Source organism: Microcoleus sp. B6-A1, assembly GCF_036705085.1.
Taxonomy (GTDB): Bacteria; Cyanobacteriota; Cyanobacteriia; order Cyanobacteriales; family Microcoleaceae; genus Microcoleus.
In genome coordinates, this window is the sequence record NZ_JAUBTU010000002.1 from 17,751 (window position 1) to 42,689 (window position 24,939).

Annotated in this window: 20 protein-coding genes and 2 pseudogenes; 9 read left to right on the plus strand and 13 right to left on the minus strand. The window is 44.6% G+C overall.

Annotated elements, in window-relative coordinates; genetic code table 11:
* The first annotated feature begins 68 nt into the window (after positions 1 to 68).
* A complete protein-coding gene (ppk1, locus tag QUB11_RS00865) occupies positions 69 to 2,249 on the plus strand; it encodes a polyphosphate kinase 1 (RefSeq protein ID WP_333389431.1) in 2,181 nt (726 codons plus the stop codon).
* 447 nt (positions 2,250 to 2,696) lie between these two features.
* Here ppk1 and QUB11_RS00870 read toward each other — a convergent pair whose 3' ends face one another.
* The 6 genes from QUB11_RS00870 to QUB11_RS00895 form a co-directional block, all read right to left on the minus strand.
* Entirely contained in the window at positions 2,697 to 2,975 is a 279-nt protein-coding gene (locus tag QUB11_RS00870; RefSeq protein WP_333389433.1) for a hypothetical protein, read from the minus strand.
* Between the two features lie 130 nt (positions 2,976 to 3,105).
* Positions 3,106 to 5,940, minus strand: a complete 2,835-nt coding sequence (locus QUB11_RS00875; RefSeq protein WP_333389435.1) for a DUF3854 domain-containing protein — start codon at positions 5,938 to 5,940, stop codon at positions 3,106 to 3,108.
* Positions 5,941 to 6,533: 593 nt separating this feature from the next.
* On the minus strand, positions 6,534 to 7,244 hold the full coding sequence (locus QUB11_RS00880; RefSeq protein ID WP_333389437.1) for a hypothetical protein: 711 nt from the start codon (positions 7,242 to 7,244) through the stop codon (positions 6,534 to 6,536).
* 352 nt (positions 7,245 to 7,596) lie between these two features.
* Complete coding sequence (locus QUB11_RS00885) at positions 7,597 to 8,970, minus strand: tyrosine-type recombinase/integrase (RefSeq protein ID WP_333389439.1); 1,374 nt, start codon at positions 8,968 to 8,970, stop codon at positions 7,597 to 7,599.
* Between the two features lie 462 nt (positions 8,971 to 9,432).
* Positions 9,433 to 9,603: a hypothetical protein gene (locus QUB11_RS00890; RefSeq protein ID WP_333199116.1), complete on the minus strand. Its 171-nt coding sequence runs from the start codon at positions 9,601 to 9,603 to the stop codon at positions 9,433 to 9,435.
* Between the two features lie 202 nt (positions 9,604 to 9,805).
* Entirely contained in the window at positions 9,806 to 10,306 is a 501-nt protein-coding gene (locus QUB11_RS00895) for a hypothetical protein (RefSeq protein WP_333154785.1), read from the minus strand.
* An 80-nt stretch (positions 10,307 to 10,386) separates the two neighbouring features.
* Between QUB11_RS00895 and QUB11_RS00900 the strand changes: the two genes are divergently transcribed.
* Positions 10,387 to 10,938 carry a DUF2854 domain-containing protein gene (locus tag QUB11_RS00900; protein ID WP_333199119.1) on the plus strand — a complete coding sequence of 184 codons (552 nt, stop codon included), beginning with the start codon at positions 10,387 to 10,389 and terminating at the stop codon, positions 10,936 to 10,938.
* Between the two features lie 532 nt (positions 10,939 to 11,470).
* Here QUB11_RS00900 and QUB11_RS00905 read toward each other — a convergent pair.
* From QUB11_RS00905 to QUB11_RS00915, 3 genes are all read right to left on the minus strand, one after another.
* Positions 11,471 to 11,815 (minus strand): DUF779 domain-containing protein, encoded by a 345-nt coding sequence (locus QUB11_RS00905; RefSeq protein WP_333389441.1) that lies wholly within the window; start codon positions 11,813 to 11,815, stop codon positions 11,471 to 11,473.
* Positions 11,816 to 11,981: 166 nt separating this feature from the next.
* Complete coding sequence (gene exaC / locus QUB11_RS00910) at positions 11,982 to 13,502, minus strand: acetaldehyde dehydrogenase ExaC (protein WP_333389443.1); 1,521 nt, start codon at positions 13,500 to 13,502, stop codon at positions 11,982 to 11,984.
* Between the two features lie 255 nt (positions 13,503 to 13,757).
* Positions 13,758 to 13,994: a hypothetical protein gene (locus QUB11_RS00915; RefSeq protein WP_333199124.1), complete on the minus strand. Its 237-nt coding sequence runs from the start codon at positions 13,992 to 13,994 to the stop codon at positions 13,758 to 13,760.
* 769 nt (positions 13,995 to 14,763) lie between these two features.
* Between QUB11_RS00915 and QUB11_RS00925 the strand changes: the two genes are divergently transcribed.
* From QUB11_RS00925 to QUB11_RS00950, 6 genes and pseudogenes are all read left to right on the plus strand, one after another.
* On the plus strand, positions 14,764 to 17,022 hold the full coding sequence (locus QUB11_RS00925; RefSeq protein ID WP_333199126.1) for a heavy metal translocating P-type ATPase: 2,259 nt from the start codon (positions 14,764 to 14,766) through the stop codon (positions 17,020 to 17,022).
* A 259-nt stretch (positions 17,023 to 17,281) separates the two neighbouring features.
* Positions 17,282 to 18,256 carry a cupredoxin domain-containing protein gene (locus QUB11_RS00930; protein ID WP_333199128.1) on the plus strand — a complete coding sequence of 325 codons (975 nt, stop codon included), beginning with the start codon at positions 17,282 to 17,284 and terminating at the stop codon, positions 18,254 to 18,256.
* Positions 18,257 to 18,434: 178 nt separating this feature from the next.
* Positions 18,435 to 18,848, plus strand: a complete 414-nt coding sequence (locus QUB11_RS00935) for a heavy metal-responsive transcriptional regulator (RefSeq protein WP_333199130.1) — start codon at positions 18,435 to 18,437, stop codon at positions 18,846 to 18,848.
* A gap of 315 nt (positions 18,849 to 19,163) precedes the next feature.
* Positions 19,164 to 20,063: a hypothetical protein gene (locus QUB11_RS00940; protein WP_333199132.1), complete on the plus strand. Its 900-nt coding sequence runs from the start codon at positions 19,164 to 19,166 to the stop codon at positions 20,061 to 20,063.
* A 165-nt stretch (positions 20,064 to 20,228) separates the two neighbouring features.
* Positions 20,229 to 20,849, plus strand: a complete 621-nt coding sequence (locus QUB11_RS00945; protein WP_333199133.1) for a phytochelatin synthase family protein — start codon at positions 20,229 to 20,231, stop codon at positions 20,847 to 20,849.
* A gap of 86 nt (positions 20,850 to 20,935) precedes the next feature.
* Positions 20,936 to 22,137 (plus strand): annotated as a pseudogene (locus tag QUB11_RS00950) (ISAs1 family transposase).
* Between the two features lie 179 nt (positions 22,138 to 22,316).
* Here QUB11_RS00950 and QUB11_RS00955 read toward each other — a convergent pair.
* Together QUB11_RS00955 and tnpA are read right to left on the minus strand one after the other, a co-directional pair.
* Entirely contained in the window at positions 22,317 to 22,439 is a 123-nt protein-coding gene (locus tag QUB11_RS00955) for a lysozyme inhibitor LprI family protein (protein WP_333199136.1), read from the minus strand.
* Between the two features lie 88 nt (positions 22,440 to 22,527).
* Positions 22,528 to 22,935: pseudogene (tnpA, locus tag QUB11_RS00960) on the minus strand (IS200/IS605 family transposase).
* Between the two features lie 79 nt (positions 22,936 to 23,014).
* On the opposite strand from tnpA, the gene QUB11_RS00965 reads away from it, so the two are divergent.
* Positions 23,015 to 24,292, plus strand: coding sequence for a transposase (locus tag QUB11_RS00965; protein ID WP_333199139.1), 1,278 nt, complete (start codon positions 23,015 to 23,017; stop codon positions 24,290 to 24,292).
* Positions 24,293 to 24,303: 11 nt separating this feature from the next.
* Here the strand turns inward: QUB11_RS00965 and QUB11_RS00970 are convergent, their stop codons facing one another.
* On the minus strand, positions 24,304 to 24,495 hold the full coding sequence (locus QUB11_RS00970; protein ID WP_333199142.1) for a hypothetical protein: 192 nt from the start codon (positions 24,493 to 24,495) through the stop codon (positions 24,304 to 24,306).
* Between the two features lie 17 nt (positions 24,496 to 24,512).
* A complete protein-coding gene (locus tag QUB11_RS00975; protein WP_242715849.1) occupies positions 24,513 to 24,827 on the minus strand; it encodes a DUF2499 domain-containing protein in 315 nt (104 codons plus the stop codon).
* Between the last annotated feature and the right edge of the window lie 112 nt (positions 24,828 to 24,939).

Here is a 24,939-nt window from a genome sequence, read left to right on the forward strand (position 1 = left end):
AATCCTTTAACCTACAATACTATTTCTAGAGATGCCATCACCGAGCCTCCCAAAGACTCCCTCAAACCATGCCCAAGCCAAAAAAGACCCCCGCCAAAACCTACACTGAAATCAACCTCAGCGACCCCCAATACTACTTCAACCGAGAACAAAGCTGGCTAGAATTCAACAACCGCGTGCTCCACGAAGCCCTCGACCCCCGCACGCCCCTCCTAGAAAGGCTCAAATTTCTCGCTATTTTTAGCTCCAACCTAGACGAATATTTTATGGTGCGCGTGGGCGCCCTCAAACAACAAGTACACGCAAAAGTCAGCAAATTAACCTCCGACGGCCGCACTCCCCAACAACAGCTAGATGCCTTGAACAAGCGGCTTTTGCCGATGGTTACTCAGCAGCACTCGTATTTTGAGCAAACCCTGCGGCCGAAACTAGCAGCAAGCGAAATCTACATTCTCGACTACATTGACCTCAATCAAGAACAGCGCAATTACTTGCACCGCTACTTCAAAGAACAAGTATTTCCCGTACTCACTCCCCTAGCAGTTGACCCCAGCCACCCATTCCCCTACCTTTCCAATCTCAGCCTTAATTTAGCAGTAGTAGTCAGGGACCCCGACACGCACGAAGAATTGTTTGCCCGCGTCAAAGTACCGCAGGTTTTGCCGAGGTTTTTGCCCCTACCGGCGGATTTGCAGTGGCAGCAGAGGGGCAAATCTCCGGTTTGGACTGGCGTGCCCCTAGAACAGGTGATTGCCCACAATTTAGAAGCTTTGTTTCCGGGGATGGACGTTGAGGAATATCACCCGTTCCGCATTACTCGCAATTCCGATTTGACGGTGGAGGAAGATGAGGCGGAGGATTTGCTGCTGGCAATAGAACAAGAACTCCGCAAGCGCCGGTTTGGAGGTTCTGCGGTGCGGATGGAAATTCAAGCGATTATGCCCCCTGCGCTGCGAGATATGCTGATGGAGGAGCTGGAGCTCGGTGAGCAAGATGTTTACGTCGTAGAGGGGCTGCTAGGCCTCAAGGATTTGATGTCTTTTGTGGGGCTGCCGGTGCCGGAACTGAAAGACCCGCCTTGGACTCCGGTTGTGCCACCACGCTTGCGGAACTGGGAATCGGCAAGGATTTTAGACAAATCGAGGTTGGATGCTGAGGAGGGCGAGGATATTTTCACCGCCATCCGCCAGGGGGATTTGATGCTACACCATCCTTATCACTCGTTTGCGGCGACGGTACAGCGGTTTATTACTGAGGCGGCCCACGATCGCTCCGTGTTAGCGATTAAGATGACTTTATACCGCACTTCTGGAGATTCGCCGATCGTCAGCGCCTTAATTGAAGCAGCAGAAAACGGCAAGCAGGTAGCCGTTTTAGTAGAGCTCAAAGCTAGGTTTGACGAAGAAAATAATATTAATTGGGCTCGCAAGTTAGAACAAGCGGGAGTCCACGTAGTTTACGGTTTGGTGGGACTCAAAACCCACACCAAAATTGTGATGGTAGTGCGTCGCGAGGACGATTACATCCGCCGCTACGTCCACATCGGCACTGGCAATTACAATCCCAAAACAGCCGGACTCTATACCGATGTGGGTTTGTTGAGTTGTCGCGAGGATTTGGGATCGGATTTGACGGATTTGTTTAATTATTTGACTGGTTATTCGCGGCAGGTATCTTATCGCAAATTGTTGGTGGCACCGGTCAATATGCGCGATCGATTTTTAGCTTTAATCCGCCGCGAGGCAGAATTCTGCCGCTTGCAGGCCGAAGGTGGCAGCGGTAGCTGTGGCCGCATTGTCGCTAAAATGAACGCTTTAGTTGACCCTCAAATCATTGTTGCTTTGTACGAAGCTTCGCAAGCGGGAGTTAAAATTGATTTGATTATTCGGGGAATTTGCTGTTTGCGTCCCGGCGTTGAGGGTGTTAGCGAAAATATCAGAGTTATCAGTATTATCGGCCGCTTTTTAGAGCATTCTCGGATGTTTTATTTTTTCAACGGTGGCGACGAAGAGGTGTATATTGGTTCTGCTGACTGGATGCAGCGCAATCTCACAAGACGGGTTGAGGCCATAGTTCAAGTGGAAGACCCGACAATTGCCAAGGAATTGCAAGAAATTTTGGGGGTAATGCTGGCTGACAACCGCCAAGCTTGGGATTTGCAGTCTGGGGGACACTACTCTCAGCGGCGGCCACCTGCTAATTGCCCCGAAGTGAGTTCTCAGCAAATTTTGATGGATATGGTTCTGTAACGCTTTATCAATACTTTCAGCTTCTAAGTACCTGATTTCTATCAACACTCTAGCAAAACAGCCATTTTAGGGGCTTTTTGGGCCTTGTTTTTGGCTGTCCACCTGTCCCAGTGTCCCTTATCCAGTAGTCACTTACAAGCAAGCTCTTCTATCAATCTTCTACTTTGCACCCCCTAGCGATATTTGCGATCGCTCTGCAGGCCTGCAGAACAAAATGTGATTTTCGATGGTAATTGCCATTTTAAATTTTACTTTTTGGGATTTTACGCAAAAAAAAACCCGCTACCTGCGAGTCTTAGCCTGTATTTTCTGGCTTAGCCGCCTAAGATAGGCGGCTATTGTTCCAGAAGCTATCCCGTCCCGAACGGAAGCCGAAAACCTACAATCACAACATACGCATAGCGTGACTGACGCGATCGAATTACCGTGCCAGCCGATCGTCATCAGTTAAGGTAACAGGCTACCCAGCATATCCAAGATTGCTTGTACGTCCGCTAGGTCGCATTTAGACTTTTTGCGCTTAGCTTTCAATTGGTTGAGCAGGGTAGCGGCATCAGGTAAGTCACTTGTGTTAAGCGAACTACCGTTATCTAGTTGTCGAGCTATAGTCAGCACCCGATCCGCTAGGGCGATCGGAACTCGGATGGTGCGGGTTTTGCCGTGCCTCCATTTACCCTCATAGTGCTTGAGGTTGGCTAGGCTAGTGTCATTAACGTTTTTGGTCATTTCACTTGTGTCACGTGATTTACTATTAACAGGTTGGCACGGATGCTTTAGTTCTGTCAAGTATTTATTCACGTGACACAAGTGATTGAAGGCAAAAAATTTGGTTTTAGGGAGCTAAAACCAAAAACTACTAGAGCTTGCGTAAGTCCTCCGGCTTCAACCAAGTTGTGTATCCGCCACCATCCGGAAGTGAGCAGCAAAGTTCGTTCTGGGCGTTAGCTCCCTCAACTGTTAGCACGACCCCTTTATACTGTTCCGCAAACTTAGCCCCGACATATTGAACCGATGCGTCTTTAGTCAAGCCAAAGTAATTTAAGAGTCGGATATTAAGATTTTCCTCCTTAGTAAAAGCTTTAGCAAAAAAGCCCCTTACTTGCAGCCCCGACGCAGCGACACGCTCCATAACTTCTTTTGCATCTTCCCGGCTGCCTTTAGCTATTGCCTCTCGCATTTGGTCTGCTAGTTTTTCGCCACGAAATTTACTTTGTGCGGTTGCAGGACTTTGGGGGGTTTTTGCAGGACTTGATGCAGGACTTGATGCAGGACTTAAACCCTTGTCTTGTATAGGGTTTGCAGGACTTGCAGGACTTGAAAGGGAAACTTCTTCTACTTCTACTTTTTTCTGGTTTTCCTGATTTTGGTTTTCCGGTTCACCCTCTGTTTTTTCGGCAATTTCACTTTCTGCCAAAATGTTTGGGGATAAGTCCTGCAAGTGCTGCAAACCTATATCCTGTATGGGCGGAAGTCCTGCACCAAGTCCTGCAGAAGTGCTGCTAGTGCTGTCGGAAGTCCTGCAAAGCGGCGCTAGTTGTTGGGAGTAGGTGGGATGGTAATCATTTTTACCCCTCAACCTTAAACCGACAAAGGTGACGTGCCGGCCACTCCGATCGCGAACGACTGGCAGGTGCAGTTCAGCGCAAAGTTTCTCCAGACCCGGTGAAAAAGTTGTCAGGCTCATCGCAGGTTTTTTAATTTCTTCGCAAAAATCTTTATAACTATCAAACAGATCGCCCGCGCGGGTTTGTGCGTCGTCCTCGACAATTAGCTCCATCTCGAAGAATGCAGCGAGGCTGTCCATCCGTACCTTCATATCCCATTCAGCAGCCTTGAAATCTGCAATCTCAGCATCGCCGATACCCTGAATTACCTGCTTTACCTCACTACTTGGGAGTGAAAGCGCGATCGCAATTAGCGACGCAATCTCGCTGTCGAAGGTGGCCTCCATCTCGGAATTACGTAGGGCTTTTGGGATGGCATTTTCAAAGTTGACCAAGCATAGCCGCCGCTCTAGTCCCGTAGTGTTGCCCATGAATATGGGGTCATTGGAACAGATGAGTAATAAGCCGTAAAAATGGGCGCTTGCCGCTGGCTGGTACACTTCCCGATAGTTGACGCTATCCCCACCAGTTAGCCGGAGAATTGAGTCAACCCCCACAGGTTTACGTTCATCCCCAAACACTACCAATTGCTTGTCGATGATGCTGGCTAAGGTGGAGCCATCCTTCAGGTTGTCGAGACTACAAGGCTGGCTGTTCCCCTTGCCCACAATTTTTTCCATCAACCGAGCAAAAGTACCCTTGCCGCTACCGGGAACCCCTATCAGATGAACAAATTGTTGATAGCCGTAGAAGCTGAAACGAAGGCAACTGTTAACGATTGCCAGTAGCTTGAATATTTTCTTGATATCACCCTGCATCGCCGTCTGGAAGAATTGATGGATGTTTGGGGAGTTTGTCCGTAAAGCTTCTAAGGGGGCGCTTAAATCGCCTGTTAGTGGCTGGTAGGGAAAGGGTAAATAGGAAGTAAACCTCATGCCGGGTGAGTGTGGCAAGGTTTCAAGGGTATCGCCGTCGAGTACGCAATTGTCAAAATTGATATATCGGGACTTATCCCACGTTTGCCAGTGAACCTCTCGCAGGTAACACTTGAGCATCTCTACGACATTATTGACATATTCGATACCACTATAGTAAATCCCTTTGGCATCAAGGGTTCTGACAATCAGGCTCTTGAATTCACCTACCCCTATTTTTTTCCAGCACTTGCCATCAAACCCGCGCCACGTTTGTTGTTCTTCGTGATATTTCCAGTGCCGCTTATACTCTGCCTCTAGCAGTTGAGCAATCTGCTTTGGAGTTGGTGGTTTTTTACTCCTAGTTGTCGAGTTACTGTCACTTGTGTAAAAAGATTCAACTACATTAGCCTTCATCAATATCGCCCTGAAAGCCTCGATCCCTTGATTGTTGATGAAATCATCCATCCCCTTGCCGTCCTCCGATCGCCACTGCCCCGTAACCGATAGTACATCGCAGCCATAGGCTTTCAGGCGTTTAGCGAGCTTTGCTTCTGCACGGCGAACATTCTTTATGGTTTCCACTCTCTCAGGTGGATCGGAATCGTAAGCGATGATAAAACCAAAACCCGCTTCGGCTAATCGTTTCAGCCCTGGTATCAAGTCGGGTGTACCCTTTGCCGCTGGTGTTAGGGCCATGTCAACTCCCATTACCGCTACCGTAGGGATATCCCACATACAGCCTTTTATTGCCTTTATGCACCCCTCGGTAATTAGCAGATAAGGTTTGCCATTTAAGGTGAAACACCGGGCTTTAAGAGCCTCTAAATCAGTCCAGTACGTTTCGATTTCTGGATGTTTGGCAAGGAAAGCATCGTATTCACCTTTAGGGGTGCGATATTTAGGAAGCTTTCTATCCTTTGACGGCCACGGGTTAATTGGCCGTAGTTGCAGTTGTTTGAGGTCGTGGGAATAAAAAACGATGCAAGGAGATTTTGCCTCATACCCCAACAATACCGTGGCTTTCGGGATATCGGCACTGCCACAGTTTGCATATATCCAATCCAGAGGAAGTTTTCGCTCGATTCTTAAATAGTCCTTGTCAGCGGCATTGAGTAAAGATTTGTTGCGGGTAGCGGCAACAGTTTGAGAAGATGATGGTACACTATCCATAGCGGTTGTTCCTTTGATAAGGGTGAGTAACCGCTATCCCTAGTGCTTGGCTAGTGAATTGATGCCGTGATATACCCTTCCGGCGAGGGGACTTTTCAGAAAAAGTCTAGAAAATAAGTTAAATTTGGTTCAGGTTTTTTGGGTTTTTGTTGTCTCTCTTCACCAGCTAACGCTATTTAGGGACAGCGAGAGCCTTTTTTTTTGCCTGCGGGTACAAGCGGGCAAATTCTGCTGTTGAAATTGTAACCTGTCGGGGGATGGCAATATCCCACAAATAAAGCTTATACAGTGTTATACTTCTTCCGGAACCCTATAGGGGTTAGGATTATTTTCTCATATATTAAAGTCTATACAGCGTGAGAGAAATTTACACTAAATCTCACAAAATTTATACACAAGACGCATTTTTCTTACTTTGTATAACAGGTGCTTAAGCAAGTGAGTGTATTTTCTAGAGTAGCCGCCTATGATAGGCGGCTATTCGTAAAAATGAAGAGAAAAGAGAAAGCTAGAGTCACACTATGCAGATGATGTGACTCTAGCTTTTTACTTTCCGTGCCTACCGATCGCACCCAATACCCAATACCCAATACCTAAAACTCGACTAACAAATCATTAAGCTCTTGCCGGGTAGGTGGGAATTGTCCACTCCGTTCGTAGTGGGTGAGCAACCGACTGTAGGTGATGCCCGACTTCAAGTCCCCAAAGTGTTTGGCGTAAGCGTAAAGCCCTAGCTCTTGTGCTTCGGCTACCAGCGCTATTTTATCTTTGGGGGCGGTACGCCGTTCGACTACCTTGTAGTGTTGGCTCATCCTCACTTGTTCGGGTAGTGGCTCGCAAGGCTTGCTTGCGATCGCATCTATCCCCCCTAAAGCCCAAATGGTTGCTTGAGTGGCTGGCATCCAGCAAGCCAGCTTAAGTACAGCCCGTGGGGGTAGCAGGTAGTTAAGGTGAGGCTTCCCTATCCAACACAGTCCCAGTACGGGCTCGGAGTGTTGCACAAAGGTTTCCGGGCAAGCAAACAGACCGTCGCTGGTGAGTTGAGCTTCAAAATTGCGGATAAGGCGATCGGTAGTTTTTGGCTCAACACAGTAAAGTGCATCCACCTGTTCGGGTAGCAGTACGGGCGCTTGATAATAGTGCAACCAGTGTGCGGGACGGCAAACTGTAAGGATTTGAAGAGCTACGGTGTGGGAGATGTTATCGAACACGGCATCTCGATACCAGCGCAAAGCTAGGGGCTTATCCCACGAATAGTTAAAAGAAGCCGATCGTGGGGTACGTGAAGCGGACTGTTGTGACATAATATAATTCTCAATTGGTGACACAATTGAGAAAACAGCAGTCATCGGGGGCCAACCCGGTGGCTGTGTTGCTTTCTCTATTTTTGACGATCGCAGTATTCAGGCTAAAGTGTCAATACTGCAACTGTTAAGTTTTGTTGCCAACAGAACGGGACGGGATAGCGTCACTCACGTGACACAAGTGAATACTTGATATTAAGTTCACTGCTTATTTATCTCTATTTTTACGAATAGCCGCCTATGTTAGGCGGCTACGCCAGAAAATAGAGGCAAAGATACAAACAGGCAGGATAAAAATAGCCAATAAAAAACCCCCCTTATTAAGGGGGGCGGTCGGTAAGGGAGAGTAGGGTTAGATATCTACCATCTCTACTGTGGTATCGACCCCTAGGTAGTAACGCTGTATGACTTCTATGCTGTTACCACAGGCAGTGGCTAGTAGTAGTAAATCTGTACCAGACTGAGCTTGTAGGGTGATAAATGTATGGCGGGTATGATAAGGGGAGAGATAGCAACTTATCTTACCTTCGTCAGCCAGTTGCCGGACAATACCGGGATAGGTATAGGTTTTATTACTTTTCTTTCCCCTGTATTCCCTCCAAACAGCGTCTAAACTACCAGAGTTATACGATGCACCTTGAGTGTTGAAAAATACCAAGTCAGTAGACTTAGCGTTAACAGGCTTGATACGCAACAGCAAGTCGTTAAGCTTAGGATAAAGCTTAAACAATCGAATTTCTTTAGTTTTTGTAACCTGCGTGTTTCTAATTCTGCCGTTGTAGGATTTTCCAATTACCAGGTATTGATTATCTTTTCCTTTCCATATGTCCTGCCACCTTAAGGCGAACGCTTCCCCGCTACGACAACCAGTTAAGAACAGAAACTCAACTAAAGGTGCTGCTTGACGGGTAGCAGGCTTATCGGACTCATAGAATGCCTTAATGATTATGTCGCGTTCTTCCCTGGTAAAAGCACGGGTATCGGTATCTTCTAAGTTCAACTCATGATTGCTCGTGTTCCACCATTCTTGTGTCTCACCATCGGCGTTAATTGTTGACTTGTACTTGTCAGTTTTGTTTTCGGTAATGCCCCCTACTATTATGAATGGGTTAGCCGAAAGTTTGGTTTTACCTAGTGATTGTAATCGGGTAAACGCTTCCGACAACGCTGCTAAGACTTTGCGCTTTGTCGTAGGACTCAAAGGAGATTGCTTGATTCGATCAATATCTATCGCGTTTACAGGCATATCCCAGATCGAACCACAGTCGGCAACAGTATGCGATCGCAGTCGGTTGTCCCAGACTAGACCTTTCACAGCATTAGTAAATGCAATTTGATAATTCAATTTAAAAGTAGTTGGCTCTAACTGCGGTTGTTTCCAAATTAAGTAATCCTCCCACATTGCACCTACTGTCATCTCCGGTTCAGGTTCTAGTATGGGTGCTGCTAGTTTTAGTTCAGCAGCGTACTTGGTCTTTAAGCCGTACTTGGCAAAAGTAGGGTCAAACAACTGTTGCCACTCTGGATGCTGCAAGTCTCCTTCGATCCGCCATGCGATAGCGATCGCCTTTTGCTGATTCTCAGGAGTATCCTTCATCCCTAAACCCTGATGCTTTCGTTTCCCCCCAAAGATGGGATTGTACTTGGTGCTGAACTGCAACCGGAGTGAACCGTTATCAGACTGCACTTTGATTGTCTCAGGGATGGATTGTGATTTAGCGTACATATTGGTTTTTCAAGGTTCTGTAAGGGTTTTAGCCTTCTATCAAGTTTCTAGCAATAGCCCGTTAATCGAACTATGTGCATAGCGTGAATGGAGGCACAGAAACAATATAGCACGGTTATCGTAAAATTTTGATGGATATGGTGATGAATTAGTCATTAGTCATTAGTCATTAGTCATTAGTCATTAGTCATTAGTCATTAGTTGTCAGTTGTCAGTTGTCAAATTTGCAGTTAGCAGTGGTCGGTTCTTGTTAGCTATTAAGCTGTACTGCATTTAATTTTGACTTTTTGGGCGGGTTCTCCGGCCCACCCCACAAGATTTTTAGTAACATAACTATCCAAATTAAATGCGCGACAACTAATGACAACTACTGACTAATGACTAATGACTACTGACTACTGACTACTGACTAATGACTACTGACTAATGACTACTGACTACTGACTACTGACTACTGACTACTTAACTGTTAAAAGTACGCTTGAATTCTTCTAAGAGATCGTCAATTTCTTCGATCGCCTGACTCACATCTATTCTCATGGCTCCCAAGTCCGATCGATCTAACAGCCGCACGAGGGATTCCCGCTTGCTCTCGATCTGTGCTACGCGCTCTTTGATTGTTTGTGCATCCATTGTTTTTTTCCTTTGCTACTATTAACAAAAATATTTGACATTCCCCCCTGCGAACAGACGGGGATTCTTAATTCACCGACATCCCTTTTTGGGCAAATCCTTCACTGTTTTTCTATGGGAAGTGATGAACCTGCTCAGGGTTTTTGGGTCTGTGTTATAGTTTGATTGTACATCAAAAGTGCAGCCCAACTTCAGCCACATTTTAGCGCAAAAAAGGCGGACGTTTGGTATCTGCGGGTTTATTTTTAATCATTCCAGCTAAAAATCGCTTCAGGGCCTTCTCCCGGTTTTTCATAAAAGCCGCCCAAAATCCCGGTTGATATTCATCCATTGTCTTGGCTAGGGCCCAGACATCGATCGCTAAGATATTATAAAGCCTTTCATCTTCGCGCTTGAGCGAGTTAATCTGCTCCAGAACCGCCTTGTTTGCTCCAGCAGTTTGTTTGTCTTCGTCTTTAATCATGTCCGAAAAATGGTTGAAAGGGCAAGAGTGTCGATCGCGATCGCCACTCTGTATACTTTGATGATACTGCCGATCTCGATTGCCTTCTGGAACCAAAGCCCCGCAATTAACACGGATATTTACCGATGGCGCGCCCGGACGAGTCCGGCTGGATAAGCTTCTGAAGCTAGAGACAAGACTGTGGATGCACACCGCTCCCGCGCTCATAGATGCTAGCAGTTTTTGCAGGTCTTTTGGCAAAAAAACTAAATTTATTCAAGACTTTTTGACAGATAATAATTAAAGTATATTATTTCTGTCCGACTACTTACCTCACTAATATGTTACGTAAAATTTCTTTAGCAAACCTAGCCTTAGTTGTTGGCGGTATTATAGCAGCAGTCGGGTTTGGAGCCTACTTCACAGACAGACCTACCCTGAACCTAGCCGGGTTTTTTTATGGAATTCCGCTGTTGCTGGGAGGTTTGGCTCTCAAAGCCGCCGAACTCGAACCAGTGGAGTTCACCGAACCTACCTCTGCTGAAGTTCTCCTCTTGCGAGAAAGTCAGGCCACAGATACTCAAAACCAAGTCCGCAAAGATATCACTCGATTTCGCTACGGCCAACCCGCGCACTTAGATGATGCTTTGGAGCGCTTGGGCCTGGCCCCGACAGACGAGGAACGGCCGCTTCTGCAAGGGTTGCGGGAAGTTGATGTTGATGGTGCTTATGGGTTAATTTTAGAGTTTTATTCACCGCTAATGCCGATCGACTTATGGGAAGAAAAGCAAGACAAAATAGCTACTTTTTTTGGGCCAGGTTTGCGCGCACAAGTGACTCAAAAGGCTGGTGACAAAATAGAATTGGCTTTAATTAAAAATACTCAAGCTTAAAGTAGTCTTAAGTTTTGAGTTCGTGAATTTTGAAGTCGCCCCTTAATAATTAATCCTGCATCAGGTCAGATACTGATAATAGCAGCAGGTTTCAAGCTGTCGCTATTATCAGCAAAATCTCAATCCGCAATTGAGCGATCGCGCAAATTAGATTTTCCTTAATTACAATAGTGCTTGAGAAGCGATCGGCAATCTTAAATCAGGAGAAGCACAAATGGTTTCGTCCCAAAGCAGGATAGGTATTATCGGCGCAGGAACATCAGGAGCTTATCTGGCAATTTTGCTGATTCAACAAGGGTTTGATTTTTGGCAACTAAACTCAAATAATGGCTGAAACTTTTGTCCAGTAAGTATTCTAAAATAAGATGCTTTGGCCCTCGTCAGAAAATTGGTCATCGTTAGCCCACGCGAGAAACTTAGATAAAAACTTAAATAAAATAGGTTTTTTCGCTCCCCTGAAAGAAACCGGGTTGCAGGCTTAAGCAAATTCATGTTTTTAGAGAAACGGCAGGCAAGTTAAGGATAAACAGAGTTAATCAGCATTAACAAACAAGCGAGAACGAGTAATAAAACGCTCTCCCTCCGGCCCTTCTAGGGAAAAATCGCTGCCTCCTGGCCCCGATGCCACGTCTATAATTAACTGCGTGTGCTGCCAATATTTGTATTGCTGGGCTGCAATATAAAAGGGACAACCGCCTATTTCGCCCAGCAATACGTCACCATCACCGATTATCAATTCGCCATCGGGAAAGCACATGGGGGAACTACCGTCGCAGCAGCCGCCGGATTGGTGAAACATCAATTCTCCGTGTTGAGTTTTGAGATGATTGATTAATTTTAAAGCGGCTTCTGTTGCGGTGACTTTTGCAGTTTCCATTGCAGTCTGTTTGTGTAGCAATTTTATTTAGTTTATGAATGAGATTTTTTTAATGAACCGCAGAGGGCGCAGAGGACGCAGAGAAAGAGAGGAAAGAGAGAAAGAAGGAGTTGACGAATCCTTGAAGTGTGTCTTTTTTCTTTCTTCCTTCCCAATGACTAAAACCTTAGAAAAAACCTAAAGCTTTGGGGCTGTAGCTGACCAACAAATTCTTGGTTTGCTGGTAGTGATCTAACATCATTTTGTGATTTTCGCGACCGATTCCAGATGATTTGTAGCCGCCGAATGCTGCGTGGGCCGGATATAGGTGATAGCAGTTTGTCCACACGCGGCCTGCTTGAACGGCGCGGCCCATGCGGTAGGCGGTGTTGATGTCGCGAGTCCAAACTCCGGCACCTAAACCGTAGAGAGTGTCGTTGGCAATTTCTAATGCTTCGGCTTCGTCTTTGAAGGTGGTGACTGCTAATACTGGGCCGAAGATTTCTTCTTGGAAAATTCGCATTTTGTTGTTTCCTTTGAAGACTGTCGGCTGGAAATAATAACCGTCTTCCAAGTCGCCGGATAAGATGTTTCTTTCGCCACCAATCAGGCATTCTGCGCCTTCGGCGTGACCGATTTTGACGTATTCGGCGATTTTTTCCATCTGGTTGACGGAGACTTGGGCGCCGAGGGCGGTTGTCGGATCTAAGGGGTTGTCTTGTTTGATTTGACGGATGCGATCGATCGCCCTTTCCATGAATCGATCGTAGATTGACTCCTGAATTAAGGCGCGGGAGGGACAGGTGCAAACTTCGCCCTGATTAAAGGCAAACATGACTAATCCTTCGACTGCTTTGTCGAGGAATTCGTCGTCTTGGGCGCAGATATCTTCAAAAAAAATGTTGGGGGATTTGCCGCCTAGTTCTAGGGTGACGGGGATGACGTTTTGGGAGGCGTATTGCATTATTAGCCTGCCGGTGGTGGTTTCGCCGGTGAAGGCGACTTTGGCAATCCGGGGACTGGTGGCGAGGGTTTTGCCGATTTCGGCGCCGGGCCCGTTAATGACGTTGATTACGCCGTCTGGTACTAAGTCGGCGATGATTTCCATCAGTACCAAGATTGAGGCGGGGGTGGGGCCTGCTGGTTTGAGGACGACGCAGTTGCCGGCGGCGAGGGCTGGGGCGAGTTTCCAGGCGGCCATTAATATCGGGAAGTTCCACGGGATGATTTGTCCGATGACGCCTAGGGGTTCGTGGAAGTGGTAGGCGACTGTTGTTCCGTCGAGTTCGCCGATCGAGCCTTCTTGAGCTCGGATGCAGCTTGCGAAGTAGCGGAAATGGTCGATCGCCAGTGGTATGTCTGCGAGGCGGGTTTCGCGAATTGGTTTACCGTTGTCCCAGGTTTCGGCGATGGCGAGGCGATCGAGGTTTTCTTCGATGCGATCGGCTATTTTGTGTAAAACCCGCGCCCTATCGGCTGGGGAAGTCTTACCCCACTTGTCTTTCGCGGCGTGGGCGGCATCTAGTGCCAATTCTACATCCTCGGCGCTCGATCGGGGGATTTGACAAATTGATTTGCCTGTAATTGGAGACAGGTTTTCCGAGTATTTCCCTTTCACCGGTGGCACCCACTTGCCGCCGATAAAGTTGTCGTAGCGAGTTTGAAAAATCGACTGACTGCCGGATTGAACAGGTGCTGCTACTACCATTTTATTACCTGATTAAAATTTGTTTTCGCGGACGCTTAAAATCTCTTGCATATCAACTATCGTCTATTTTCCTGAACTTCGGTCAGTTCATATACAAATTTTTACATTCTTCCAATATTTTGCAGTCCCTGTAGGGGCGGGTTCACAAACAATCCCCGTCTAAAACCAACCATCTCAAAAACCCGCCCCCACCCAACGGTAAATACTATTAATTAACTGTGCCGCAGCGGAAGCTCTATCCGAAATTTAGTACCTTTACCAGGTTGCTAAAAACACTTTATCTCTCCTTTTTTCTGCTCTACAATTATCCGATAGCTGAGAGGAATTATTGACGACATGGCTGGTTCTGGCAACCAACAAGGGAGCCGAAACTGGCGCTGTGATATCTTTGCTAATTGCCCTGTCGTTATCAGCCACCTCAATATAAATCCCCTGAGTATCAACCACCTGAGTTCCCACCCAAATCACCAGTTTAAATTTGATTGATTGCAACTCTTACAACTGTTGAGCTGACTCTTTTAAAGCATCGGTCGTGTGATTGATAATATTCAGAAAAGCTTGATTGAGTAGACCTGCATCACACTCAATCTGTGGCAAATTGCCGACTTGTTTCATCAGCTTGATGTCTCGCCTTCCCTCGCCAGCCGTGTTGCAACAACAAAAGAGTATTTTCTAAACCGTCAGAAATATCGCATAACTGCCAGCCCGATCGCCCTTTCCATGAATCGACGATCGTAGATTGACTCCTGAATTAAGCCCTAGGAGGGACGGGTGCACACTTCAGCTTGATTGAAGGGAAGCATGACTCCCTGCGTGCGATCGTCCCAATCTAGGATACAACGGCTTTGAAAACACGCCCTAGGGATTCAAGAGACAGCGGATCATGGTGTCCTGGGTGTTGACTTCTCCTTTTTAGAGGTTCTCAAAAATTTCTTTTCATTCCCCCTTGACACTCCAGTGGACTGGATACTGCAAGATAGGATTAACCCCTCAAAGGAAAGGAGAAATACAACCACAACACTACAGCTAAAAGTCTCTAACATGGCGTGTTCAGCTTGCGGTGAAACCATTACCAAAGCCATCAACACAGTAGATGCCGCCGCAAATGTTCAGAGACATCCCAAGACCAAACTGGTCAATATCTAAACTCAAGCATCTGAAGCCACCATTACAGAGGAAATTACAGCGGCAGGTTATTCCGTTACCTGTCACTAAAGATTTCTCAGACCCATTTTAAGGATGAAAAATAAGGAGGTTTTGTATGGAAAACGCCACTCTGAAACTGCGGGGCATGAGTTGTGCCTCCTGTGCCAATACAATCGAAGATGCAATTAGTTCTGTTCCGGGTGTGGAGGCCTGTAACGTCAACTTTGGCACTGAACAAGCGACAGTCATCTATGACCCGCAACAAACCAATTTAGGTATCATTCAGGATGCAGTTGATGCAGCCGGATATGTTGCTAAACCGCTGAAAGCAGAAGATTTATCTACAAATAATGATGCCGAACAGCAGGAAAGACTTGCAGAAACTCAACAGTTACTCCAAAAACTTTGGTTTGGTGGCATAGTCAGCGCCATTCTATTAATTGGTTCTCTGCCAATGATGACAGGATTATCAATTCCTTTCATCCCGACATGGTTGCACAATTCCTGGCTGCAATTAATATTAACCTCACCCGTGCAACTTTGGTGTGGTCGTGCCTTTTATATTAATGCTTGGAAAGCTCTCAAGCGTCATGCAGCCACGATGGATACTTTAGTCACAGTGGGTACGGGTGCTGCATATTTCTACTCCATCTTTGCCACCCTATTTCCGACATTTTTTACCACTCAGCGGTTAACAGCCGATGTTTATTACGAAGCATCGGCGGTGATTATTACCCTGATTTTGTTGGGACGGCTACTAGAGAATCGCGCTAAAGGACAAACCTCAGAGGCGATGCGTAAACTGATGGGATTACAAGCAAAAACTGCCCGTGTAATTCGCAACGACCAAGAGATAGATATTCCCATCTCTGAAGTTATTTTAGAGGAAATAATCTTGGTGCGTCCTGGTGAAAAAATCCCGGTAGACGGCGAGATTGTTGATGGCTCCTCAACGATAGATGAAGCAATGGTGACAGGCGAAAGTTTACCTGTGAAAAAGCAAGTCGGTGATGAAGTGATTGGAGCTACTATTAATAAAACAGGTAGCTTTAAATTCCGGGCCACGCGAGTTGGTAAAGACACGTTTTTAGCACAAATTGTGCAGTTAGTCCAGCAAGCACAAGGCTCTAAAGCACCGATTCAACGATTAGCAGATCAAGTGACCGGATGGTTTGTGCCTGTGGTCGTTACCATTGCGATCGCCACCTTTATCCTCTGGTACAACCTCATGGGTAATGCCACGATGGCGTTAATTACCACCGTCGGTGTCTTGATTATCGCTTGTCCTTGTGCGTTGGGTTTAGCAACACCAACTTCTATCATGGTGGGTACTGGTAAAGGAGCAGAAAATGGCATTTTAATTAAAGGTGCAGAAAGCTTGGAATTAGCCCATAAATTGCAGGCTATCGTTCTTGACAAAACAGGCACTATTACCCAAGGAAAGCCAACTGTTACCCATTTTTTAACAGTCAATGGTACAGCCCACAGCAATGAGTTAAAACTTTTGCAGTTAGCCGCATCAGTTGAGCGAAATTCTGAACATCCTTTAGCCGAAGCCGTTGTGCAATATGCTAAATCTCAAGGCGTTGAGGTAACAGAGGCTCAGGAATTTGAGGCGATCGCAGGTAGTGGTGTACAAGCCTATGTTTCCCATCAATGGGTACAAATTGGTACGCATCGTTGGATGACAGAATTGGGAATTGATACCAAAGCTTTACAACAAGATTGGGAGCGCTTGGAATATCTCGGTAAAACCGTAGTTTGGCTGGCAATTGATGGCAACATAGAAGGAATTATCGCTATCTCGGATGCAGTCAAACCCTCTTCTGCTAATGCAATTCGCACTTTACAAAAGATGGGGTTAGAAGTGGTAATGCTAACAGGTGATAACCGTCGCACGGCGGAAGTCATAGCGCGGGAAGTCGGCATCAAACGAGTTATTGCAGAAGTTCGTCCCGATCAAAAAGCCGCTCAAATCGAAAATCTTCAGGCAGAGGGAAAAATTGTCGCAATGGTGGGGGATGGAATCAATGATGCACCTGCACTTGCTCAAGCTGACGTAGGCATGGCAATTGGCACAGGAACAGATGTCGCGATCGCAGCTAGCGATATCACTCTAATTTCTGGTGACTTACAAGGCATTGTTACTGCCATTCAACTGTCTCGCGCTACGATGCAAAACATCAAACAAAATCTGTTTTTTGCCTTTGTTTACAATGTGGCCGGCATTCCCATCGCTGCCGGAATTCTTTTCCCGGTGTTTGGATGGCTTCTCAGTCCAATTATTGCCGGAGCAGCAATGGCTTTTAGTTCCGTTTCTGTAGTAACAAATGCGTTGCGTCTCCGTAACTTTAGCCCAAAAACTGTTAGCTAATTTGATTCTTGCTTAAGAGGAAATAATGATGAACAACCAACTGACATTTCTAGGAACATTAGCAGGATTTGGATTTCTGCTTGGGGTAATTTCCGGTTCAATTTTTGGAGTGTTAACCTAGCCTATTTTTGCACTCTGATGAATGAAACATCGAACGATAGCGCGGGTTTAGTCAATCACGAAGGAAATTTACTAAATATCTTTGTTCAAAACCCGCTGTTACTCCCATAATCTTTTGTATTTATTAGGAGGTTTTCCAATGATCGGCAGAACAAGAATTATCGGTACTATTGCTAGTCTCGGTGTTGTAGTAGGAATGTTATCTGGTGAAGGAATAGCGCAAAATACCCATGAAACACACCCAACTCAAACACAGCAAAAAAGTCAGTTTCAGCGCATTGAACAACCCTTAAGTAACAAGATTTTAGTTACTCTGGCTGGAATCGGATTAATTAGTTTAGAACTTTGGTGGTTTCTCCTTAGCAAACCCAAATCTCAGAAAGCAGTTACAGCCAGTGGAGGAATTCAAGAAGTAACCATCACCGTTGATGGTGGCTATGAACCCAGCCGCCTTGTGGTGCAAGCGGGACAACCCGTGCGTCTTAACTTTCACCGCCAAGATCCTAGCAGTTGTTTGGAACAAGTCTTAATTCCCGATTTTCATATTGCAGCCGATTTGCATCTGAATCAAGTAACCTCTGTTGAATTCACACCTAAAAAAGCTGGCAGTTATGTCTTTAGCTGTGGCATGAATATGTTTCGAGGCGAAATTATCGCCGAAGACCAACAACTTGAATCAACGGGGTTAAATGAGCCTCAAACACTAACAGAATCGCAGTTCAATTCATCCCTGTCAACACATCCGCATGAAACAAAAATCGAACCTGAAGCGATGCAAATCAATCCACCTGTTGACCAGGGAATCCAGAAAGTAACTATCGTTGTTAACAAAGGCTACACGCCTAATCATCTGGTAGTTAAAGCAGGTAAACCCGTTCAACTCCACTTTTTACGCGAAACTTCCAGTGGTTGTTTAGCGAGAGTGCTGATTCCCGATTTTAACATTGCTACCGATTTGTCTTTGAATCAAGTAACAACCATTGAATTGACTCCCGAAGAGGTGGGAGAACACACTTTTAGTTGTGGCATGAATATGTTTCGCGGTATCATAGAAGTGCAAGCCGCTAATGTCTCTGACCCGGATGACATGGCTGCTCAAGCCTTAAATAACTGACCATCAACCAAGGGCGATCGCTCGAATGGCTTGTCCGAACGCCTACTGCTACCGAAAGTCGAGACATTCAGGCGATCGCCACTCAGTCATTCAAAAAAATGTCTAGCCCCTCTTGACTCTCCATCCCACTGGATAGTTTATCATAAGCTGAGAGTTGGATTCAGTAGAGGAAATCAGTATGTTAGTCCAAGAAAAGCAAAAACTCATTGGTTTAGTTGCGAAGGAAAGCGGCGTACCGATCAAAACCATTCGCTACTATGAGGAACTCGGTTTAATCAAGGCATCAGGCAGAACCGAAGGGAAATATAGATTATTTAATTCTGATATTTTGAATCGGCTAAGCTTTATTAAACGCGCCCAAACTTTGGGATTAACTTTAGCCGAGATTCAAGAATTATTGACGGTTCACGATGGGGGAGAGTTGCCTTGTGAACACATCAAAGTCCAGTTGCAAGATAAACTGATCGGTATCGATCTACAAATTCAGCAACTACTTATCCTCAAACTAGAGTTGGAAGGATTACTTTCAGGTTCGCCCAGCTTACTAGAAAAGGTTGATTCCATCATTTGTCCTCTGATTCAAAAACATTAGACTCTTCGACAATTGAATTATTTTAAGCAGTCTGTCAACGGAGGTTATAGAAGTTGACAGACTGTTTTTAACCAAAAAAATGAGATAGCTTTTATCGGGTCTAGGTAATTAGGTTATCATTAATTGCTGAAACCATTGTTGGGCTTGCTCTTCACCTTCTGCGATAAAAAATTTTGGGATTTTTATAATTTACCTCTTGACTCTCCAGTTGAATGGAGAATTTAAGATATTTTTAGTTGAAGTTCAATTAGTGATATTTGACATTCGTTAGTACAGTTACCTTACTTGTTTAGCCAGTTTTTAGGAGGAAGTCGAATGAACCGTTTTAACACTTTCAACACTGCGATTGCTGTTGTAACTACTTTCTTAATTGCCCAAAGTTGCTCGTTATCTACTAAAACCAGTCCAACAGCAGTAGAGGCTGTAACTAATCACCAAGAAGAACATGAAATGAAAGACACAAATCACCGACATGATGCACATTCAATAAATCACGCCAGTCATATAAACCAGAGTTTATTTGCCAAAGCAGAACTTACCACCCCAGGAAATATTGCTCCCAATACTGATGTGCCTCTAACAATTAACATTCAAGACTCAACGGGTAAGGCAATTAAAAATTTTGACATATTTCAAGAAAAACTCATGCACTTAATTATGGTGAGTGATGACCTTCACTTTTTCTCTCATCTTCACCCAAACTACAAAAATAATGGGCGCTTTGAAATTAAAGCTCAGTTTCCCAAAGCCGGAAATTATACCTTTTTCAGTGACTACAAACCGTCAGGAAAGTCCGAACAAATTTCTGTGCTTAAAGTTCAGGTTCCGGGAAATACTCTATCTCCCTCAGAAATAAACCTGAGTCACACCAAAACATTAGCCCATACTAAAGTTGACTTAATCCTCTCTTCTGATACAAAAGTCAAGGCAGGTGAGGAAGTAACAGTCATGTTTCACCTAGAAGATACTACGAATAATCAGCCTGTAACCGATTTACAACCTTACTTAGGAGAAGCAGGGCATTTGGTCATTTTACGTCAATCTCCGGTTCTCACAGAAGCGAATTACATTCATGCTCATGCCCTGAAAGGAACCCCTCCTGGGAAAATTCATTTTATGACTCGGTTTCCGCAACCAGGAATGTACAAACTTTGGGGGCAGTTCCAGCGCAATGGTGAAGTTGTGACGGCAGATTTTTGGGTGAATGTTATCTAATAACAATGGTCACGTTGTTTAAGTCTGCACCCCGAAAGTCAAACCTTCGGAGCCTTTTATTGCTAAAATTGAAAAAAATAGTAAATAAGTGCATTCATCATTATCAAGGTGACGATCTTGCATAATATTTATTAGCACCATAAGCAATCAGGGTTAAAACACTCAATGTCTGCTCAAGGGTTTTATCGTCGTTCACTTCCCGATTCTGCTATTGCCTTTTCCTCGGTAGAGGGAAAGCAAATATTTCGAGAAGCGTTGGCATTGGGAGGTATGGAAGGGTATTTTGCTCTAGCGGAACAGTTTCATACTCAAGCAGAACCCGCTTTTTGTGGATTGGGTAGTTTAGTTGTTGTTCTTAATGCCTTATCCATCGATCCGGGCCGCATTTGGAAAGGGGTGTGGAGATGGTATGGAGAGGAATTTTTAGACTGTTGCTTACCTCTTTCAGTCATTAAAGAAAACGGTATCACCTTTGATGAGTTTGTCTGTATAGCACGTTGCAACGGTGCTGTTGTAAAACCTAACCGTTACCACCAAAGCAGCTTGGAAAACTTTCGGCAAGCAGTTGAAAAGGTGACTACGGCGTCAGGTGATATTCATCTAGTTGTTTCCTATAGCCGAAAGGTATTGCGACAAACGGGTGATGGTCACTTTTCACCAATTGGTGGCTATCATCCACAGCGGGATCTAGTTCTTCTGCTGGATGTTGCCCGTTTCAAATATCCACCTCACTGGGTTTCTCTGCCTTTGTTATGGCAAGCATTTAAACCTGTCGATCCAGGGTAAACGCATCTTAACTTGAACCCAAAATATGCTACAGTTAAATCCGACTAAATTTCAATGTAGTTTATGGTAGTTTATTGGTGCTATCAATGGCAAGAGGTTTTAGTAAAGCTGTAACTTCGCAACAAAAACAAAAAGATTCATTGCCTTCCATGAATCTTTTAAATACCAGTTTTTTAGAGCATTTTGCCAACTTGAAAGACCCAAGAAGAGAAAGAAGTAAAGAACACTTACTTAAAGATATTAGATCGATTGCGATTCTAGCTGTCCTCAGCGGTGCCGACGGATGGGTGGCAATAGAAGCCTATGGTAACGCCAAACATGAATGGTTGAAAAGCTTTCTAGAATTACCGAATGGTATACCATCTCATGACACATTTAGTCGGGTATTTGCCCGAATTGAACCACAACAGTTTAAAGAATGTTTTTTGAGTTGGGTAAATGCGATAGTCGGGGAATTAGAACTAAACGTGATTGCCATTGATGGCAAAACGATGAAACAATCTTATGACCGAAATGACCAGCGAAAAGCGCTATATATAGTTACTGCTTGGTCTTCATCTCATCAATTAGTTTTAGGGCAAAAAAAAGTCGATAAAAACTCTAACGAGCTGACAGCAATTCCGGCATTAATAGAAATGTTATAAATTGCTGGAAGTGTAATAACCATCGATGCTATGGGATGTCAAAAAGACATAACATCTCTGATTATCAAGAAAAAAGGAGATTATGTTTTAGCCTTAAAAGGCAATCAAAAACTACTCTATAAAGCCGTAAAAGAGTGGTTTGAAGTAGCTAAAAAAGCCGATTATTTAGACAAAAAGTATGATTATTATGAACGAGTAGAATCCGGACATCATCGAGTGGAAAAAAGACAAGTCTGGACTGTGGATGTATCCGAGTTACCCCCTCTGCATAATCAAGAATTATGGACGGGATTAAAAACAGTTGTGATGATACTTAGTGAACGACGATTGTGGAATAAAACCACCACGGAAGCTCGTTTTTACGCTTAGTAGTTTAAGCAGTAATGCTGAGAGAATTGCTGGGGCGATCCGCAGTCATTGGGGCATTAAAAATAGCTTACATTGGACGCTTGATGTTACATTTTGTGAAGATGAAAGCCGGATTCGGAAACAGAACTCTCCCGAAAATTTTGCACTTCTACGTCGGCTAGCAATAAATTTACTGAAACAAGAAAAAACTTCCGGCACAAAGTATAAAAATGAAGCGATATCGAGCGGCAATGGACAATAATTATTTAGTTAAAATTTTAAACTCGGCCAGTTAATGCTCGAAATCTAATACCTATCTAAGAAGAAAGATTATCCGGCTTTAAGAAGTTTAGAAAATCTTAAGGTTCTGATGTAATCTGCTTAAGTGGGGTTAAAATTAATGATTTTAAGAAGGTGTTTTAAGTTATTTAGTAATGCACAAATTCAGGCTTTTGTCAAATTAATTTAGATGCGTTTACCCTGGAATCCTTACCAATCTCTGCTTTTGTCTACTGCTGATTTTTGCTTGCAGTTGGTGATAGACTTGATTGAGCTTTTTGTCTGGCACCTCAAACTCTTGACTGGAACAGACATTCATAAAAATTCATAGGGGATGCGGGAAACGAGCGTGGCTTTAGCCCGCTCGTGGGAAGCGGCTCGGGGGACTTCAGTCAAGAGTGTCTTTCTTAGTTAGCAGAATGGTGTGGATCTTCTATATATTTCTTAACAACTTCACTGCTAATATTGCCTGCGGTACTAACAAAATAGCTGCTCGTCCATAAAGACGGCAGTTTTTTTAATTCTGGAAATTCAGCTCTCAAATGATGGCTAGAACGTCCTTTGAATGCCTTAATTACTAGCGCAGGGGTGTCCATCGGCTTAACCGCTACAAATAGGTGTACGTGATCTGGTGCCACTTCCAAAGCTAGAATATCCCAATTTTTCTCAATTGCGAGTGCTAAGAATATTTATCGAAGTCTAGTTGCTACGTTACCGACTAGAACTTTTTTTCGTCGCTTGGGGATGAACACGAAATGGTAGTTGAGCAGGAACTTGACGTGGTTGTGGGTTTGATATTCTGGAAGGGGCAACATAAAGTTTTGTTGTTATGAGTTGACTTGTCCACTATAATCCCCTAAACTACATAAATCAATTTATTTTCAGGAAAAAGAGGTGGCTAGAATCAAAAAAACAATGGGAGTGCAGCAGGTATTGCTGTCTCCCACCAAAGAAGTTGAAGCCGTGTTGCAGTATCTCTGTCGGCAGTCTGGAAAGCTATACAATAGCGCCGTATATTTCGCTCGCCAGACATTTTTTAAAACTGGAAAACTGCTGACAGGAAAATTTGACTTGTCTTTGGAACCGTCAATTTCTAAGTCGATGGTTGCTAAGTCGTTGCCTTCAACACCCATGCAGCAAACTCTGATGTCAGTGACGGAGGCATTTAAAAGCTTCAAGGAATTGAAAAACTTGTACCTTCAAGGTAATTTACACTTTAAACCTAAACCGCCGAACTACCTAACGGGGTCTAAACTGTTTAAAGTAGCTTACCCAAATTCTGGAGGATTAAAGCCAGCCATTGTCGGTAATCAGTTGCGATTTTCTTTGGGCTTAACAATTCGGCGCTGGTTTGGGATTTCAGAATTTCTTCTACCTATGCCGTCAAACATTGATTGCTCAAAGGTTAAAGAGTTCACGATTCTCCAGAAAAACGGTGCTTTCTACTTGGAAGTGTCTTACGAAGTAGAATGCCAGCAGCATGATTTAGATCGTAGTCAAGCATTATCAATTGATTTGGGGACTGCCGACAATTTGGCAGCTTGTGTTGACACGCTGGGAAATTCTTTCTTGATTGACGCTCGCGCTATGAAGGCGATGAATCAACTCTGGAACAAAAAAGTAGCAACCAGGAAAGAAGGGAAGCCCACAGGCTATTGGGATAGCTGGTTAGACCGCGCAACCCGCAAGCGCAATCATCAAATGCGCGATGGTGTCAACAAAGTTGCAAAGTTAATCGTTGATCATTGTTTGAAACACGGTATTGGTAATCTAGTAATTGGATGGAACCAAGGGTTTAAATACAATGTTGATATGGGCCAACTGAGCAATCAAAAGTTTGTTCAGATGCCTTTAGGTAAATTAAAAGAGCGCTTAAAGCAACTTGGTAATTTGCACGGCATTAGGTTCACTGAAACAGAAGAAGCATACAGTTCCAAGGCTAGCTTTCTTGATGGAGATTCCCTACCCAGATACGGTGAAAAACCGCTTGGGTGGAAAGCATCTGGAAGGCGAATTAAACGTGGATTGTATCGTTCTGCTGACGGGACTGTAGTTAACGCGGATCTTCACGGTGCCGCCAATATTCAAAGAAAAGTAGCCAGTAAGTTAGGTGTAAAACTTGACCGACTGAGTAGACGGTGTTTGGCTACCGTAGCGAGAATCAGACTTTAGTAATAATCAAGTTATTCTGTCAGCAGAATGTCAGCGGCTTCAGCCCGCTTGAGTGTCAAATCTAGCGTGGTTTGAGGATTTTTGCAGTTAGGTTGTTGGGCGACTTGTACGGGAATGTTGCTGGCTTTGCTGGGAAGCAAAAACCCGGCTGTCAACAAAAGCAAACTGGCCGCCAATTTTACGCAAATAGTGCTATTTTTCAATTAGTTTCTCCCTTTTTTTAATCTTTAATTTTCTCTGCTGGCTGAGCCGATCGCCAAATCCACCAAGCCGCCGCCCACAAAGTAAAATTGCCGAAGAGAGTCATCGCCGCTTGCAGGGTAACGATCCATTCTAGGGCTGGGGAGTTGTCAAAATAGTGCCACGTACAGGCACACATAGCGCTGACAAGAGCGGGCAGCATTCCGGCGGAAAGGGCCCACCAAGCTCGGTTTTGAGTGACTTCGCCGTAAGTCCAAATTAACCAGATGGCGGCAATCCACTCGACGACGCTAGAGACGTGAATAATCCAGGTGGGAATTGACAAAGCGTGCATTTTTTGTATTGTGAACGAAGATGAAAGATTTATCGATCGGGACTTACGCAACTGTCATATAAAGTATGATGAGTCAGTCGATTTTAGATTTTAGATTTTAGATTTTAGATTT

Coding starts and splice junctions, on each gene's coding strand:
- QUB11_RS00975 (WP_242715849.1), bottom strand. CDS start 24,827: ATGCACGCTTTGTCAATTCCCACCTGGATTATTCACGTCTCTAGCGTC.
- QUB11_RS00900 (WP_333199119.1), top strand. CDS start 10,387: ATGTTACGTAAAATTTCTTTAGCAAACCTAGCCTTAGTTGTTGGCGGT.
- exaC (WP_333389443.1), bottom strand. CDS start 13,502: ATGGTAGTAGCAGCACCTGTTCAATCCGGCAGTCAGTCGATTTTTCAA.
- QUB11_RS00935 (WP_333199130.1), top strand. CDS start 18,435: ATGTTAGTCCAAGAAAAGCAAAAACTCATTGGTTTAGTTGCGAAGGAA.
- QUB11_RS00880 (WP_333389437.1), bottom strand. CDS start 7,244: ATGTCACAACAGTCCGCTTCACGTACCCCACGATCGGCTTCTTTTAAC.
- QUB11_RS00890 (WP_333199116.1), bottom strand. CDS start 9,603: ATGGATGCACAAACAATCAAAGAGCGCGTAGCACAGATCGAGAGCAAG.
- ppk1 (WP_333389431.1), top strand. CDS start 69: ATGCCCAAGCCAAAAAAGACCCCCGCCAAAACCTACACTGAAATCAAC.
- QUB11_RS00875 (WP_333389435.1), bottom strand. CDS start 5,940: ATGGATAGTGTACCATCATCTTCTCAAACTGTTGCCGCTACCCGCAAC.
- QUB11_RS00870 (WP_333389433.1), bottom strand. CDS start 2,975: ATGACCAAAAACGTTAATGACACTAGCCTAGCCAACCTCAAGCACTAT.
- QUB11_RS00885 (WP_333389439.1), bottom strand. CDS start 8,970: ATGTACGCTAAATCACAATCCATCCCTGAGACAATCAAAGTGCAGTCT.
- QUB11_RS00940 (WP_333199132.1), top strand. CDS start 19,164: ATGAACCGTTTTAACACTTTCAACACTGCGATTGCTGTTGTAACTACT.
- QUB11_RS00905 (WP_333389441.1), bottom strand. CDS start 11,815: ATGGAAACTGCAAAAGTCACCGCAACAGAAGCCGCTTTAAAATTAATC.
- QUB11_RS00955 (WP_333199136.1), bottom strand. CDS start 22,439: ATGAATGTCTGTTCCAGTCAAGAGTTTGAGGTGCCAGACAAAAAGCTC.
- QUB11_RS00945 (WP_333199133.1), top strand. CDS start 20,229: ATGTCTGCTCAAGGGTTTTATCGTCGTTCACTTCCCGATTCTGCTATT.
- QUB11_RS00925 (WP_333199126.1), top strand. CDS start 14,764: ATGGAAAACGCCACTCTGAAACTGCGGGGCATGAGTTGTGCCTCCTGT.
- QUB11_RS00930 (WP_333199128.1), top strand. CDS start 17,282: ATGATCGGCAGAACAAGAATTATCGGTACTATTGCTAGTCTCGGTGTT.